Raw genomic sequence first — 13,558 nt, forward strand, 5'->3', positions numbered from 1 at the left:
TTGGCTCGCCATAAGTTTGCCTAATACAAAATTGGTGCGGCCAACGTTTTCCTAGAATTCGCCTCATTGCCTACACAGAGGTCCACATGAGCCACTACGATTTCATCGTGATTGGCGCTGGCGTCATCGGCGCGTCGGTCGCCCATCATCTCGCCGCACTGGGCGCGCAACGCGTGCTGGTTATCGAACAGGGCACGATCGGTGCGGGCACCACGTCGCAGTCGTCCGGCCTGTTGCGCACGCACTATTCGGTGCGCCAGAACGTGGAACTCGCGCGCTCTTCATGGTGGGCATTCAATAATTTCGCTGACTATCTCGGCGACGACGAAGCGTCCTGTGGCCTCGTCAAATGCGGCTATCTGATCTGCGCGCCCGACGGCGACAAGCTGGAGCCGCTGCGCGCCTCGCTCGCCGCGCAGCAGGATATGGGCATCGAAGTGCAACTGCTCGACAGGGCGCAAGCGCACGAGCGCCTGCCGATTGCGAACTTCGACGACGCCGCGCTGATCGGCTATGAACCGGAGGCAGGTTTTGCGGATGCCTATCTGGTGGCGACCGGCTTCGCCCGTTCGGCGCGCCGGCGCGGTGTCAAGTTCATGGAAGGCGTGACGGTCACCGGCATCGTCCGCGAAGGACGCCGGATCACCGGGGTCACAACCAGCGCGGGCAACTTCAGTTGCGGCACGCTGATCAGCACGCAGAACATCTGGACGCCTGAACTCGCCGGCTGGATCGGTGTGCCTCTGCCGGTCAAGCCGGAGCGTCACACGGTGCTCGCGCTTGAATGTGACGGCGCCGCATATTCGTTCAAGATGCCCGCGTTTAAGGACCTTGGTTCGGACGGCATGCTCTATTACCGCAGTTACGGCGGCAGCCAGATGCTCGTGTCCGAAGGCGTGGTCGGCGAAACGTTGAACTCGCCGGAAACCGAACAGGGCGATATCTCGCTCGACTATGTCGCCGAAGTCGGCGCGCAGGTCGCCGAACGCTTCCCTGCTTATGAGGCCGCGGGGCTGGCTTCGTCATGGACCGGTGTGTACGACGTGACGCCCGACTGGAATCCGGTGTTGGGCAAGGTCGGCGATATCGAAGGACTCGTTGTCGGTTTTGGCTTCTCCGGGCACGGCTTCAAGCTGTCGCCGGGCATCGGCAAGATCCTCGCGCAACATGCGCTCGGTCTGCCCACGGATGTTTCCCTCGCGCCCTATGCGCTCGACCGATTCGCCAGCGGCGCGCTGCTGGTGGGCAAGTACGGTTCAGGCGCAGTCTCCTGACTCCGGATCCCGATCTCTGAATCGCTCACCATCGGATTCGGGCAGCGCATCGCGTTGCACATACGTCTCGTCGTCTCGCCACGCGCGATCAGCTGATCACGCAATGCGATTCCAGCGCCGAAAGAACGTTCACATCATCCCCCTCCGATTTGCACTCAGGCCACCAACCTGATGGGCGAGTGCCGACTTCCCCTCCGTTATCGACGCCGAAAAAAGCTTGGCTAATTTTTTTGTTGCAGTATAGTCCGGTCTAGACCGCAGCGCGAACAGGTTTCATCGAGGTATCGCGGACGCGCACAACGTTTCCCCAGCCGTTCCCTTTCTGCCGGAGTGTTCGCCATGAATCGTCTGATCGCGTTATGTGCCGCCGCCGTCCTGTCCAGCTCCACATTTCCAGTCGCCGCGGGGTGTCTGGACGACGTGAAGGCGAGCGGTGTCCTGACAGCGGGCAACGGCCTGATGGGTACCCGCCCTTTTGTCTGGCAAAACGAAGACGGCAGCTACGGCGGCTTCGAGGCCGACATGCTGAAGGAGGTGGGCAAGCGCATCGGCGTGCCGAAGACGGACTTCGTCGTCACCGAATGGAGCACGCTGATTCCTGGACTGAAATCGAAGCGCTGGGACATCATCTTTTCGTCGATGTCGGCCACGCAGGAGCGTATCCAGAGCGCCAACGTACGTTTTTCGCGGCCCTACTTCCTGCTGTACGATGAAATAATTGTCAAAACCGATTCGCCGATTCAGTCATTCGCAGACCTGAAGACCCGAAAGATTGCCACCACGCTCGGCACCAACGATTCGGTGAACGCGCACCGGCTCGCGACCGAAGGCCAGATCGGCGAAGTCATGGACTTCAATTCGTTCGGCGAGCCGTTCATGGCGTTGCAAAACGGCCAGGTCGACGCGGTACTGCTCGATCAGGGCACCCTGCTCGGCCAACGCGAGAAGATGAAAAATCTTCGCGTTGTCGGTCAGCCGATTTACTACCACCCGAAGCCCGAATGGACCGACGCCGAGAACAAGGCGAACTATAAATTCGGCACGAGTGCGGCAGCGGTTCGCGCAGAATGCGGCGATCTTCTCACCGCGATCAATGGTGCGCTGCAATCGATGGATCAGGACGGCACGCGCCAGAAGATCCTGACGAAGTACGGTGCATGGTCGCCGGAGCAAGCGGTGCTGACGAAGTAATCGCACCGATCATGAGCGAATTCTTCTTTACGCTGATTCCGCGCTACTTTCCGTTCTTGCTGAAGGGTGCGTGGGTGACGATCGAACTGTCGGTCATCAGCATGACTTGTGCGATTGCGCTCGGACTCGCGGTCGCGCTAGGCCGGCTGTCGTCACGGCGCTGGCTTGACTGGCTGCTGCGCGCCTATGTCGAGATCTGGCGCGACGTACCGCTGGTGGTTCAGCTGCTGGTGATCTACTTCACGTTGCCGCAGGTCGGCTTGACCTTGCCGGGATTCTGGGCCGGCGTGCTCGGCCTCGCGCTGAACCTCGGCGCGTATCTTTCGGAAGTGTTCCGCGCGGCGATCCAGGCGGTAGACAACGGTCAGCGTGAAGCGGGACTGACCATCGGCATGTCGCACACGATGATCTACCGGCGGGTGATTCTTCCTCAAGCGCTGAAGGTTGCGCTCCCCACGATCGGCGGCTATTTCATTTCGTTGCTGAAGGATTCGTCGTTGGTGTCGTTCATCGCGGTCAACGAATTGCTGAGGCACGGCACGATTGTGATCGCCGATACCTTCATGAGCATGCAGGTCTATCTGATGGTGGCGATCATCTACTTCGCGATGAGCTTTGCTGCCGCTCGCGGCGTGCGATGGATCGAGCAGAAGTTCACCCCGGTACACCGCGGCGGCAAGCGCGTGTCGATACAGATTCCCGCAGGCAAGGCCGGCGCGGCTAGCACGGAGCCCAATCTTGAAACCTGATCTGAACCGGAGGGCGAATCCCTCAGCGTCCATTCTCGAGGTGCGCGCACTCGAAAAATCGTTCGGCGCGGTAAGGGTACTCAAAGGCATCGACCTGCGTATCCGGGCCGGCGAGGTCAGTTTCTTCATCGGTCCGAGTGGCGGGGGCAAGTCCACGTTGCTCCGTTGCATCAATTTTCTGGACATGCCGACCGGTGGTGAAATTCATTTCGACGGCGAACGGCTTTGTCATCAGGATGGCGCCACGTTTCGCACGAAGCCGGAAGCGCAGCTGCGCATCGCACGGCGCAAGATGCCAATGGTGTTTCAGCAATTCAATCTTTTCGCTCATCGCACCGTGCTCGAAAACGTGATCGAAGGGCCGATCCACGTGCAGCGTCGCCAACGCGACGAAGTCATCAGCGAGGCCTCGGCGATCCTGAATCAGGTTGGCCTCGGCAATCGCCTTGGCTATTACCCCGACCAGTTGTCGGGCGGCCAGCGTCAGCGCGTTGCGATTGCGCGTGCACTGGCGATGAAACCCAAAGTCGTCCTGTTCGACGAGCCGACCTCGGCACTCGATCCGGAACTTGTCGCGGGCGTGCTCGACACGATTCGCACCCTTGCCGATGCGGGTTTGACGCTTGCCATCGTTACCCATGAGATGGCGTTCGCGCGAAAGCTCGCCGACACGATTCATTTTGTCGCCGACGGCGTCATTCTGGAGTCAGGCACCCCTGACTCGATTCTCGGCGCGACAGGAAACAGCCGCATCGCCGATTTCATTCGGGCAGTCGAGCGGTGAGCAGCGTGAAATGTCAACCACATACAAAGGAAACGGCGATGTCTGAAACCATTCAACAGCGCGTCGCGCGCGCGGTGACCGACGATCTGGTGCGGGCGTTTCGCGTCGACGGCGCGGTGCGAATTCGCAATATTTTCTCCGCGGATGAACTGGCGATGTTACGCGAGGCCATCGACCGCAACATCGCCCAACCGAGTCCGCGGGCAAAAGTGGCGAGCCGGCCGGACGATCCCGGTTGGTTTTTCGAGGACTTCTGCAACTGGCAGGATAACGACGGTTACCGCCGTTTCATCATGGAATCGCCCGCGCCGAGCGTTGCGGGTGCATTGATGGGCGGCGAAGCGGCCCGTTTCTATCACGATCATCTACTGGTGAAGGAGCCGAACACGCGCCAGCGTACGCCGTGGCACCAGGACCAGCCGTACTACAACATCACCGGCGACCAGAACGTCAGCATGTGGATTCCCGTCGATCCGGTCGCGCGAGCGTCAACACTCGAGTTTGTCGCGGGTTCGCACCGCGGGCCGTGGCTGATGCCGCGCACGTTCATTGCCAACGAGGCAAAGTGGTTTCCCGAAGGCAGCCTGACCGATTTGCCCGATATCGAAAGCAATCGCGACGCGTATCCGATCATTGGCTGGGAACTCGAACCTGGCGATATGGTGTGCTTTCATATGCTGACGTTGCATGCCTCGGGCGGCGTTGGTGGTAACCGTCGGCGCCGCGCGTTTTCGCTGCGGTTTATCGGCGACGATATCCGTCACCAGCCACGCCCGTGGCGCACATCTCCGGAGTTTCCAGGTCTGCGCGAGACGCTCACCGAAGGCGCGCCAATGGCGCACCCGTTATTCCCGATAGTGTGGCGCGCAGAACAGGGACAGGTGGGCGCATGAGCGAAGCGAAAAGCGAGTTGAACGACGCGGTGAAAGACGCGCCGGTGCCCGCACATATCCGTGCGTTGCCGCTCTACGTACCGGGCCGCTCCGAGCAATCGGTTGCGCGTGAATATGGTCTTGCGCGCATCATCAAGCTGGCGTCGAATGAAAATCCACTCGGCTGCAGCCCACATGTCGCGCAAGCGTTGGCTGAGCAGTTCAGCGGCGCGGATACCGCGCTCGCGCGCTATCCGGACAGCGATGCATTCGATCTGCGAAACGCGCTTGCCCGCTATCATGGCGTGCCGGCCAACCACATCGCGGTGACGAACGGCTCCCACGAACTGATCGATCTGTGCGCCGCGTTGAGCTTGCGTGCCGGCACCGCCGGCCTCTATTCGCAGTATGCATTTCAGGCCTATCCGATCAGTATCAAGGCGCGCGGCGCTACCGCAATTGAAGTGCCTGCGTCCGATTACAGTCACGATCCTGCAGCGATGCGTGCGGCGTTGACCCACGCGACGCGCCTCGTCTACATCTGCAACCCCAACAATCCAACGGGTACGCTGCTGTCCCCGGCGGAGATCGGAGTCATTCTGGATTCGGTCGGTCCGGATACGCTCGTGGTACTCGATGAAGCGTATATCGACTACGTCGATCCTACGCTACGAACCGATTCGATTTCACTGGTTGCGCGTTATCCGCAACTGGTCGTCGCGCGAACGTTTTCGAAGGCGTACGGGTTAGCGTCGCTGCGAGTCGGTTACGGCATCATGCATCCCGATCTTGTCGATGCCATTGCTCGAATCCGCCCGACATTCAGCGTCAATGCACTCGCACAGCGCGCGGCATTGGCGGCGCTCGCCGATCGCGCGTTCCTGCAACGCACACAGAGCCTGAACCGTGCAGGCCTTACGCAAATCACCCAGGCGCTGGAGCGTCAGGGCATTCCTTTCATCCCTACGCACGCGAATTTCATTACGATTGGCCTGAACGACGTAAAGACGGTGGCCCAGCGGCTGCTGCAGGCCGGCATCGTGGTCCGGCCGCTCGGCGCATACGAACTGGACGATCTCGTCCGCGTGACCGTCGGTACCGAAGAGGAAAACGATATGTTTCTGCGCGCGTTGCTCGCGGCGCTTGAGCGAGACTGAAAGCGTAATAGAATCGGTGTCGCTCAATTCGGAATCGAAGGGTAGTACATATGGCTCAAAAACCCGGTGCGCCGTTTCAGCAGATCAAGGCCGTTGTGCGCGACAAGGTTCGTGCAGGCGAATGGGGCGTTGGCGAGCGCATCCCGTCGGAGATCGATCTGGCGACGGCGTTCGGGGTCGCGCGCATGACGGTCAATCGCGCTCTACGCGAACTGACCGCCGAGGGTGAACTCGAACGCGTCGCCGGCGTCGGCACCTTTGTGGCCGAGGGCAAACCGCAGTCGAACCTGCTGATGATCGCTCATATCCGCGATGAGATTCGCTCGCGAGGGCACGAGTATGCTTGCAAGGTCATTACGCTGGCGCGTGAAGCCGCTTCGGTCGAAGTCGCCGCGGCGTTCGGGCTGCCGAGGAATACGCCCGTGTTTCATCTGACATGCGTACATCTGGAAAACGGGCGGCCCATTCAGTTCGAAGACCGGTACGTGAACCCCGCTGCCGCACCGGATTTTCTCACGCAGGATTTCACGGCCGAGCCGCCATCGCAGTATCTCTACAACAACGTGTCCCACTACGAACTGGAAATCGAGCATATCGTCGACGCCTGTTTGCCGACGCCTGAACAGGCAGCGCTGCTCGAGATGCGAATCGACGAGCCTTGCTTGATGCTGACGCGTCGCACCTGGACCGGCGGCACGCCGGTGACACTCGCCCACTTTGTTCATCCCGGCAAGCGGTATCGGCTCGGTTCGCGCTTCAAACCGAATTCGATGCCGGCCCAGGGGCTGGCCAGGGGCCGCTGAGGCACACTTAGGTGTCAGTCGACTTTGGGCTCGAGAAGCGCCAGTGCAGGTCGTACAACGCCCTCCAGCAGCGCACGTTCCGGCCTTGTCCTGGCAAGCACCCGTATGCCGAGATGGAGTCCTAGCAGCAAGCGCGCAAGATCATCGGCAGACTGGGCAGTCGAGATCTCGCCCGCCTGCTGACCCGCGTGCACACAGCGCCGGAAAAACGCTTCTACCGCCACCAGCACATTGGCGATCATTGCCTGGAAACCGGCGTCGTGTGGTGCAACCTCAAGCGCCGAATTCACCAGCAGGCATCCCTTACGATCCCGGTCGCCGACCGACCGCTCGACAATCTCCCGAAAGAATGCCTTGATGGCGTCAAGAGGCGGCAGGTCCCGCTCAAATCTCGATACCCGGTCGCCGAAGCTATTTTCAATGTAGTGGGCCAGCGCCCGCTGAAACAGCGAACGTTTGTCCCCGAACGCGTTGTAGAGGCTTGCCCCCGTAATGCCCATGCACTGTGCAAGATCCCGCACAGAAGTCGCCTCGTAGCCATAGACCCAGAACTGGTGTGCGGCTGCATCGAGGACTGCATTTTCGTCAAATTCCCGTGGTCGGACCATGCTTACTCCAGCCATCGCGCAACGTCTTCCCGGTCGGGATTGCAACGTCACACACGTTGCGATATTCTAAATCATCCGATCTAAAACAACCTGGAGCGATAGCAAACCTGCTTTGGTGTCGCACGACAGCCAGCACGCGCGCATCAGGCGGTCTGAGAACGCAACGCACAGGAACATCATGACCGTGTACTCCGCAGAGAAGCGGCTGAAAACGTTGTTCGTCTCTGGCCTGGCAGGCGACGCATCCGAGTACCGCTCGTTTCTGTCCGAACTGACGCGTCACCTGCGGGGCTATCTTCGCAAGCGGATTCCCCAACTTCACGATGACGTCGAGGATCTGGTTCAGGAAATCCTGCTGGCCGTGCATAATGCACGTCATACATACCGGCCGGATGAGCCTCTGACCGCGTGGGTCCACGCGATCGCGCGCTATAAATTGATGGATTTCTTCAGAACGCGTGCGCGACGGGAGTCGTTGCATGACCCCCTTGACGAGCACGAGGACATTTTCGCCGAGTCCGCCGACGAACCGACCGATGCCCATCGCGATATCGGGAAACTGCTGGATCACCTACCGGACAAGCAGCGGCTCTCGATCGTGCATGTCAAGCTGCAGGGACTTTCAGTCGCCGAAGCCTCCCGCTTGACAGGGCTCTCGGAGTCGGCCGTCAAGGTCAGCATCCATAGGGGTCTCAAGGCTCTGGCCACATACGTCCGGAGAATGGCATGAGAACAGATGACCTCGTCGGATTGCTCTCGACCGGCATAACGCCCGTCAAAAGCGGCACGGTAGCCCGTCGATTCGGCATCTCTTTGCCGGTTGCCGCCCTTGGCGCGACGGCCTTGATGGCTGCCGTATTTGGCATTCGCCCCGATCTGAGTGCCATCGCCAAAACCGCAATCTTCTGGGAGAAGCTCGCGTTTCCGCTATGCCTTGCAATCGGCGCTCTGATTGCAACCGTTCGGCTCGCGCGCCCCGGCGCCAAGGTCGGAACTGGATGGCCCGCCATGGCGATACCGGTCGTAATCGTCTGGATTGCAGCCATAGCGGTGGTCGTCAGCGCCGCACCGCAAGACCGGTTGCCCGCGATACTCGGACACACCTGGCGCACATGCTCATTCAATATCCTTCTGCTGGCCGTTCCAGGCTTCATTGCGATCTTCTGGGCTGTCAAAGGACTGGCGCCGACCCGTCTACGGCTCGCCGGCGCCATCTCGGGCCTGCTTGCAAGCTCGGTCGCCACGATCGCGTACTGCTTTCATTGTCCCGAGATGAACCCTGCGTTCTGGAGCATCTGGTATGTGGCCGGCATGTTGCTTCCAGCCGCGCTCGGGGCGGTGCTGGGTCCCAAACTGCTTCGGTGGTGAATTCCCTGGCAACTCGTTGATCGAGCGGCCTGATTTCGTTGCGCCGCAAGTCGAAAGCAAAAAAAAAGATGACTTGCCTGTAACCGAACGTCTCCAGTTCACGAATTAGATGATGTATCCAGCACGGGTACTCCTCTATCTCAACTTCTGGAGAAATTCCATGTCCACTAAGGTCACTGTCAGTTCCGCCCTCCTCGCCGGCGTAGTCGCGAGCCTGCTCGCATCGGTCGCCCACGCAGCACCGCTTACGAGTGCGGAGGCAAGCGCCGCTGTCGCCGCTCACAAGGAAAAGTGCTATGGCGTCGCCCTGAAAGGGCAGAACGATTGCGCCGCCGGTCCTGGCACCACGTGTCAAGGTACGTCCGCAATGGATTTCCAGGGCAACTCATGGAAGTTCGTTCAAGGCGGCACCTGCACGAGTATCGCCGTGCCGGGTGGCGGCCATGGCTCGCTCACCGCCATGAAGTCCTGATCCGGCAAACGACAACAGGAAAGGGGGCGGCCATGACCGATTTCACCCGAACAACGCCAGTCGGAATCGACGAGCGCGGCTGCCCCTCCGGTGTGACCGCTTCGGAACGGCAGTTAGTCGGCACCAGTTTCAAGCATGAACATCTTGCCGCGATTCTCGCGGACGGACTGAAAGACGGCTTCTTCGAAGTCCACGCTGAGAACTATATGGGCGCCGGCGGTCCCCCGCATCGGGCGCTAGCGGCGATCCGCGAGAACTACGCGATCTCCATTCACGGCGTGTGTATGTCGATCGGCGGCCCCAATGCGCTGGACGCGGCTCATCTCGCACGCTTTCGCGATCTGGTTGCACGCTACGAACCCATGCTGGTGTCCGAGCATCTGGCGTGGTCTTCACATGGCGGAACGTTTTTTAACGACCTTCTACCTTTGCCGTACACGAAAGAAACGCTCGAGCATGTGTGCGAACACATCGACCAGGTTCAGCACTCGATCAAACGCCCCATTCTTCTTGAGAACCCGTCGACCTATGTCGCTTTCGAGTCCTCGACAATGAGCGAAACCGAATTCATCCGGGCCGTCGTTCAACGTACCGGCTGCGGCCTGCTACTGGACGTCAATAACATTTTTGTCTCGGCAATCAATCATGGTTTTTCCGCCGCGGCGTACCTTGACGGATTGCCGCTTGAAGCTGTGGGCGAAATACACCTGGCCGGGCATAGCGAGCAACGCGATGACGAAAACGAACTGCTGCTTATCGATAGCCACGACCGCGCCATCTCCGACCCAGTCTGGAATCTTTACAGGAACGTCGTATCGCGGATTGGCCCGAGGCCGGCATTGATCGAATGGGATAGCAATCTTCCCGCCTGGTCCGTGTTGCGGGATCAGGCAACGACAGCACGGCAAATCATGGCAGAGCACGGGATGTCACTCGCGCAGGAACTCAGCCATGACGCCTGAAAATCGTTCGTGCCAGTACGCCACAGCGTTTGCGCCGGGATTGATAGACCCAGCGATCGCAGCGCCTGAAGACCTCGTAGCCGCACCAGGGAAGCGTGTCCTCAAGCGCTACAACGTTTATCGCAACAACGTCACGGTCAGCCTCATTGATGCACTGGCTGCGATCTACCCTGCTATCCAGCGCATCACCGGCGTCGACTTCTTCAGAGCGATGGCCCGTTTCCATGTCCGCGCGACGCCGCCCGTTTCGCCGTTACTGTTCGAGTACGGGCGGGATTTTCCTGCCTTCATCGAGTCCTACGAATACGCCCGCGAGATGCCGTGGCTTGCGGACACGGCGCGCATCGAGCGTGCGTGGCTGGACGCCTATCACGCAGCGGATCTGCCTGTGCTCGCTACGGAGGCGCTAGGCGATATCGAGCCCGCGTCACTGGCCGGGTTGCGTTTCAGACCGCATCCCTCGGCGCGGATCGTCCGCTCAGCCTATCCGGCCGTCGCAATCTTCGCGATGAACCGCACCGATGGCCCTGTTTCCCCGCTACGGTCAAACGAACCCGAGGATGCACTCGTCACGCGACCAGAGCAGGAAGTCATCGTCTCGCGCCTGCCGGCGGGAGGTGCAACGTTCCTTATCGCCGTTCTCGCGGGCGCGTCACTAGGCGAAGCGGTCGCGGCTGCATTTGAAGAAACCTCGTCCTTCGATCTCCAGGCCAACATGGCAGGGATGATCTCGGTTGGCGTTTTTTCCGCCATTCAACATGGAGATTGATCAAGATGACACCGGACACACAACAGGCAAAACTGCCATTTCCAGGCGTAGTGATATCCGCGATTGGTACGGCAAAGCGGCTGATCCAACATCTCGCGCAACCGTGGCTCGTTCAACTCGTGCTTCGGATTGCACTGGCCGTACCGTTCTGGAAATCGGGCATTCTTAAATGGCACGGCTTCCTTCAACTGAACGACACGGCAATCGATCTGTTCACCCAGGAGTTCCAGTTGCATCTGCCAGGCGGCCCCTACCCGTTTCCTGCTCCGGCCGTGTTTGCATTTCTGTCGGGCTGCGGTGAGGTGACGTTCCCGGTGTTGCTCGTGCTGGGCTTCGGAACGCGGTTCGCCGCAGCCGGCCTGATACTGATGACGTGCCTCATCGAGTTGACGGTGCCGGACGGTTGGCCTATCCATCTCACCTGGGTGGCCATGGCATTGGGAATTGCCGCCTGGGGACCTGGCCGGATATCCATTGACTATCTGCTGGGTGACAGGTCGTTCAGACCCTGACCCGAAGTTTTCGTCGACTCACTGGGTTGCCCCCCACTGAACAATATGAGAACTTCAGATCTGATACTTAGGCTGACTAATAGTCTTACGACGATTGAGCCGAATTCCGTTTCGAGGAGACTTAATCGGTCGCTAAGCGTGGGGCTTGCCGGCAGCATGGCGATGCTGGTGGTCATTTACGGCATCCGCAGCGACATGCCGGAACTGCTGTTGACGACGATGTTCTGGATACGGCTCGCGTTTCCGGTAGCAACGCTCATCACCGCGTTGAAACTCGCCGGACGTCTTGGACGCCCCGGCGTACCCGTCAAGCTAGCATGGTTCGCGGTCACACTGCCATTCATTGCCATGTTGTTCGTCGCCTCGCTCATGCTGATCGCGACTCCGCCAGGCTATCGCCTGGAGCTGATGCTTGGCACAACATGGCGGGTCGCCACAGTGAATATCGTGCTGCTCTCCTTGCCTTCACTTGCCACCGTGATGCACGCCATGAAGGGGCTTGCCCCTACCCGCCTAGCACTGGCGGGCGCCGGCGCCGGGCTGCTCGCCGGCGCGCAAGGTTCGCTCGTGTACTCCCTTTACTGCTCAGAGATGTCCGTACCGTTCTGGGGTACCTGGTACGTACTGGGCATAGTCATAACCGCTGGTATAGGTGCTGTATTTGCTCCGCTCTACTTGCGGTGGTAGTCCGGCGAGGGCCTCAGGTACGGCACCCGATTCATGTTCATGACGTCACGCAGTCAGATCGTGACGACGGATCGATTCTTCCCTGGTCGATCGCGCCGCCGGTTCCCGGCGGCGCGCATCCGACAAATTACTCGGCCATATTATTCGGCCAAATCGCTCAAGCGACGTGATGGACCCAGCCGAACGGATCGGCGATCCTGCCACGCTGTATGCCGGTGAGCCTGGTGCGAATCAGTTGCGTGACGGGGCCTTCTCCACCGTCGCCGATCCTGAACTCGCCGCCGGCATGACGGACCTCGCCGATCGCCGTGACGACCGCCGCGGTGCCGCAGGCAAATGTTTCCGTAACGCGGCCGCTGGCGGCGTCCGCCTGCCATGCTTCGAACGAGTACGGCGACTGGTCGACAGCAATACCTTCACGCGCGGCCAATTCGATGATCGAGGCGCGCGTGATGCCCGGCAGGATCGTGCCCGACAGGGGCGGGGTGCGCAGCGAACCATCGTCCAGCACGAAGAACACGTTCATGCCGCCCAGTTCTTCGATCCACTTGTGTTGCGCGGCGTCAAGGAACACGACCTGGTCGCAGCCCTTGTTAGACGCTTCGGTCTGCGCAATCAGGCTGGCAGCGTAGTTGCCGCCGCATTTCGCGACACCGGTACCGCCCGAAGCGGCGCGCGTGTATTTATCCGACACCCAAACGGTGACGGCCGACTTGCCGGGCTTGAAGTAGGGACCAACCGCACAGGCGATCACGCAGAAGATGTACTCGTGCGCGGCGCGCACGCCCAAAAAACTCTCCGAAGCGAACATGAACGGGCGGATGTACAGGCTCGCACCTTCGGCGGCCGGGATCCATGCGCGGTCGATGTCAACCAGCCTCTCGACCGCTTCAACGAACGCGGTTTCGGGCAGTTGCGGCATCGACATGCGTTCGGCCGATTCACGGAAACGCCTGGCATTGGCTTGCGGCCGGAATAACGATATCTTGCCGTCCTCGCCGTGATACGCCTTCATGCCTTCGAAAATCTCCTGCGCATAGTGCAGCACGGCGCAGGCTGGGTCGATCTCGAACGGACGACGGGCTTCGACCTTGGCGTCATGCCAGCCCGTCCCCTCGGTCCAGCGGATCGTGACCATGTGATCGGAGAAGACGCGCCCAAACGCCGGGTTGACTAGCTTGGCGGCGATCTGGTCAGCGGGGGTAGAGCTGGCGTGCGGCTCAATGACAAACCGCAGTTGATTCTCAGTGCTCATATCTCAGTACCTCCAAAAATTGGCGTGTCTAGAATTCTGCCATCGTAAACGGCATTGGTGCCGTTGGCCACGGATCCGGTCCCCTACACCTTCCA

16 protein-coding genes are annotated in these 13,558 nt (G+C 60.3%); 14 read left to right on the forward strand and 2 right to left on the reverse strand.

What is annotated here, in order from left to right:
- Positions 1-86 precede the first annotated feature (86 nt).
- From PQQ86_RS35280 to hutC, 7 genes are all read left to right on the forward strand, one after another.
- Positions 87-1,274, forward strand: coding sequence for an NAD(P)/FAD-dependent oxidoreductase (locus PQQ86_RS35280; protein ID WP_408277876.1), 1,188 nt, complete (start codon positions 87-89; stop codon positions 1,272-1,274).
- Between the two features lie 339 nt (positions 1,275-1,613).
- Complete coding sequence (locus PQQ86_RS35285; protein WP_408277878.1) at positions 1,614-2,465, forward strand: substrate-binding periplasmic protein; 852 nt, start codon at positions 1,614-1,616, stop codon at positions 2,463-2,465.
- Between the two features lie 11 nt (positions 2,466-2,476).
- Positions 2,477-3,214 carry an amino acid ABC transporter permease gene (locus PQQ86_RS35290; RefSeq protein WP_408277879.1) on the forward strand — a complete coding sequence of 246 codons (738 nt, stop codon included), beginning with the start codon at positions 2,477-2,479 and terminating at the stop codon, positions 3,212-3,214.
- A complete protein-coding gene (locus PQQ86_RS35295) occupies positions 3,204-3,998 on the forward strand; it encodes an amino acid ABC transporter ATP-binding protein (protein ID WP_408277882.1) in 795 nt (264 codons plus the stop codon). The genes PQQ86_RS35290 and PQQ86_RS35295 overlap by 11 nt, the downstream gene beginning before the upstream one ends.
- Before the next feature lie 38 nt (positions 3,999-4,036).
- Positions 4,037-4,891 carry a phytanoyl-CoA dioxygenase family protein gene (locus PQQ86_RS35300; protein WP_408277885.1) on the forward strand — a complete coding sequence of 285 codons (855 nt, stop codon included), beginning with the start codon at positions 4,037-4,039 and terminating at the stop codon, positions 4,889-4,891.
- Complete coding sequence (gene hisC, locus PQQ86_RS35305; protein ID WP_408277887.1) at positions 4,888-6,027, forward strand: histidinol-phosphate transaminase; 1,140 nt, start codon at positions 4,888-4,890, stop codon at positions 6,025-6,027. Before PQQ86_RS35300 ends, hisC begins: the two co-directional genes overlap by 4 nt.
- A 50-nt stretch (positions 6,028-6,077) precedes the next feature.
- Positions 6,078-6,830: a histidine utilization transcriptional repressor HutC gene (gene hutC / locus PQQ86_RS35310; RefSeq protein ID WP_408277889.1), complete on the forward strand. Its 753-nt coding sequence runs from the start codon at positions 6,078-6,080 to the stop codon at positions 6,828-6,830.
- A gap of 14 nt (positions 6,831-6,844) precedes the next feature.
- On the opposite strand, the gene PQQ86_RS35315 is transcribed toward hutC, so the two are convergent.
- Positions 6,845-7,438 (reverse strand): TetR/AcrR family transcriptional regulator, encoded by a 594-nt coding sequence (locus PQQ86_RS35315; RefSeq protein ID WP_408277892.1) that lies wholly within the window; start codon positions 7,436-7,438, stop codon positions 6,845-6,847.
- Between the two features lie 178 nt (positions 7,439-7,616).
- Here PQQ86_RS35315 and PQQ86_RS35320 point away from each other — a divergent pair, with 178 nt between their 5' ends.
- The 7 genes from PQQ86_RS35320 (at position 7,617) to PQQ86_RS35350 (ending at position 12,208) form a co-directional block, all read left to right on the forward strand.
- Entirely contained in the window at positions 7,617-8,168 is a 552-nt protein-coding gene (locus PQQ86_RS35320) for a sigma-70 family RNA polymerase sigma factor (protein ID WP_408277895.1), read from the forward strand.
- Complete coding sequence (locus tag PQQ86_RS35325) at positions 8,165-8,806, forward strand: DUF1109 domain-containing protein (RefSeq protein WP_408277898.1); 642 nt, start codon at positions 8,165-8,167, stop codon at positions 8,804-8,806. The genes PQQ86_RS35320 and PQQ86_RS35325 overlap by 4 nt, the downstream gene beginning before the upstream one ends.
- A 160-nt stretch (positions 8,807-8,966) precedes the next feature.
- Positions 8,967-9,278 (forward strand): BufA1 family periplasmic bufferin-type metallophore, encoded by a 312-nt coding sequence (locus tag PQQ86_RS35330; RefSeq protein ID WP_408277900.1) that lies wholly within the window; start codon positions 8,967-8,969, stop codon positions 9,276-9,278.
- A 32-nt stretch (positions 9,279-9,310) separates the two neighbouring features.
- Positions 9,311-10,240, forward strand: a complete 930-nt coding sequence (gene bufB / locus PQQ86_RS35335; RefSeq protein ID WP_408277903.1) for an MNIO family bufferin maturase — start codon at positions 9,311-9,313, stop codon at positions 10,238-10,240.
- Positions 10,230-11,009 (forward strand): HvfC/BufC family peptide modification chaperone, encoded by a 780-nt coding sequence (locus tag PQQ86_RS35340; protein WP_408277906.1) that lies wholly within the window; start codon positions 10,230-10,232, stop codon positions 11,007-11,009. Before bufB ends, PQQ86_RS35340 begins: the two co-directional genes overlap by 11 nt.
- Before the next feature lie 5 nt (positions 11,010-11,014).
- The gene (locus PQQ86_RS35345; protein WP_097397074.1) at positions 11,015-11,521 is read left to right on the forward strand and encodes a DoxX family protein; all 507 of its coding nucleotides are present in this window, start codon (positions 11,015-11,017) and stop codon (positions 11,519-11,521) included.
- A 45-nt stretch (positions 11,522-11,566) separates the two neighbouring features.
- On the forward strand, positions 11,567-12,208 hold the full coding sequence (locus PQQ86_RS35350) for a DUF1109 domain-containing protein (protein ID WP_408277910.1): 642 nt from the start codon (positions 11,567-11,569) through the stop codon (positions 12,206-12,208).
- Between the two features lie 157 nt (positions 12,209-12,365).
- Here PQQ86_RS35350 and PQQ86_RS35355 read toward each other — a convergent pair whose 3' ends face one another.
- Positions 12,366-13,463 (reverse strand): branched-chain amino acid aminotransferase, encoded by a 1,098-nt coding sequence (locus tag PQQ86_RS35355; protein WP_408277912.1) that lies wholly within the window; start codon positions 13,461-13,463, stop codon positions 12,366-12,368.
- Positions 13,464-13,558 lie beyond the last annotated feature (95 nt).

The sequence above is a fragment of the Paraburkholderia sediminicola genome (assembly GCF_046026675.1).
GTDB classification, from domain to species: Bacteria; Pseudomonadota; Gammaproteobacteria; order Burkholderiales; family Burkholderiaceae; genus Paraburkholderia; species Paraburkholderia sediminicola_F.

Coding starts and splice junctions, on each gene's coding strand:
- PQQ86_RS35355 (WP_408277912.1), bottom strand. CDS start 13,463: ATGAGCACTGAGAATCAACTGCGGTTTGTCATTGAGCCGCACGCCAGC.
- PQQ86_RS35345 (WP_097397074.1), top strand. CDS start 11,015: ATGACACCGGACACACAACAGGCAAAACTGCCATTTCCAGGCGTAGTG.
- PQQ86_RS35350 (WP_408277910.1), top strand. CDS start 11,567: ATGAGAACTTCAGATCTGATACTTAGGCTGACTAATAGTCTTACGACG.
- PQQ86_RS35325 (WP_408277898.1), top strand. CDS start 8,165: ATGAGAACAGATGACCTCGTCGGATTGCTCTCGACCGGCATAACGCCC.
- PQQ86_RS35330 (WP_408277900.1), top strand. CDS start 8,967: ATGTCCACTAAGGTCACTGTCAGTTCCGCCCTCCTCGCCGGCGTAGTC.
- PQQ86_RS35300 (WP_408277885.1), top strand. CDS start 4,037: ATGTCTGAAACCATTCAACAGCGCGTCGCGCGCGCGGTGACCGACGAT.
- PQQ86_RS35320 (WP_408277895.1), top strand. CDS start 7,617: ATGACCGTGTACTCCGCAGAGAAGCGGCTGAAAACGTTGTTCGTCTCT.
- PQQ86_RS35290 (WP_408277879.1), top strand. CDS start 2,477: ATGAGCGAATTCTTCTTTACGCTGATTCCGCGCTACTTTCCGTTCTTG.
- bufB (WP_408277903.1), top strand. CDS start 9,311: ATGACCGATTTCACCCGAACAACGCCAGTCGGAATCGACGAGCGCGGC.
- PQQ86_RS35280 (WP_408277876.1), top strand. CDS start 87: ATGAGCCACTACGATTTCATCGTGATTGGCGCTGGCGTCATCGGCGCG.
- PQQ86_RS35315 (WP_408277892.1), bottom strand. CDS start 7,438: ATGGTCCGACCACGGGAATTTGACGAAAATGCAGTCCTCGATGCAGCC.
- PQQ86_RS35285 (WP_408277878.1), top strand. CDS start 1,614: ATGAATCGTCTGATCGCGTTATGTGCCGCCGCCGTCCTGTCCAGCTCC.
- PQQ86_RS35340 (WP_408277906.1), top strand. CDS start 10,230: ATGACGCCTGAAAATCGTTCGTGCCAGTACGCCACAGCGTTTGCGCCG.
- hisC (WP_408277887.1), top strand. CDS start 4,888: ATGAGCGAAGCGAAAAGCGAGTTGAACGACGCGGTGAAAGACGCGCCG.
- hutC (WP_408277889.1), top strand. CDS start 6,078: ATGGCTCAAAAACCCGGTGCGCCGTTTCAGCAGATCAAGGCCGTTGTG.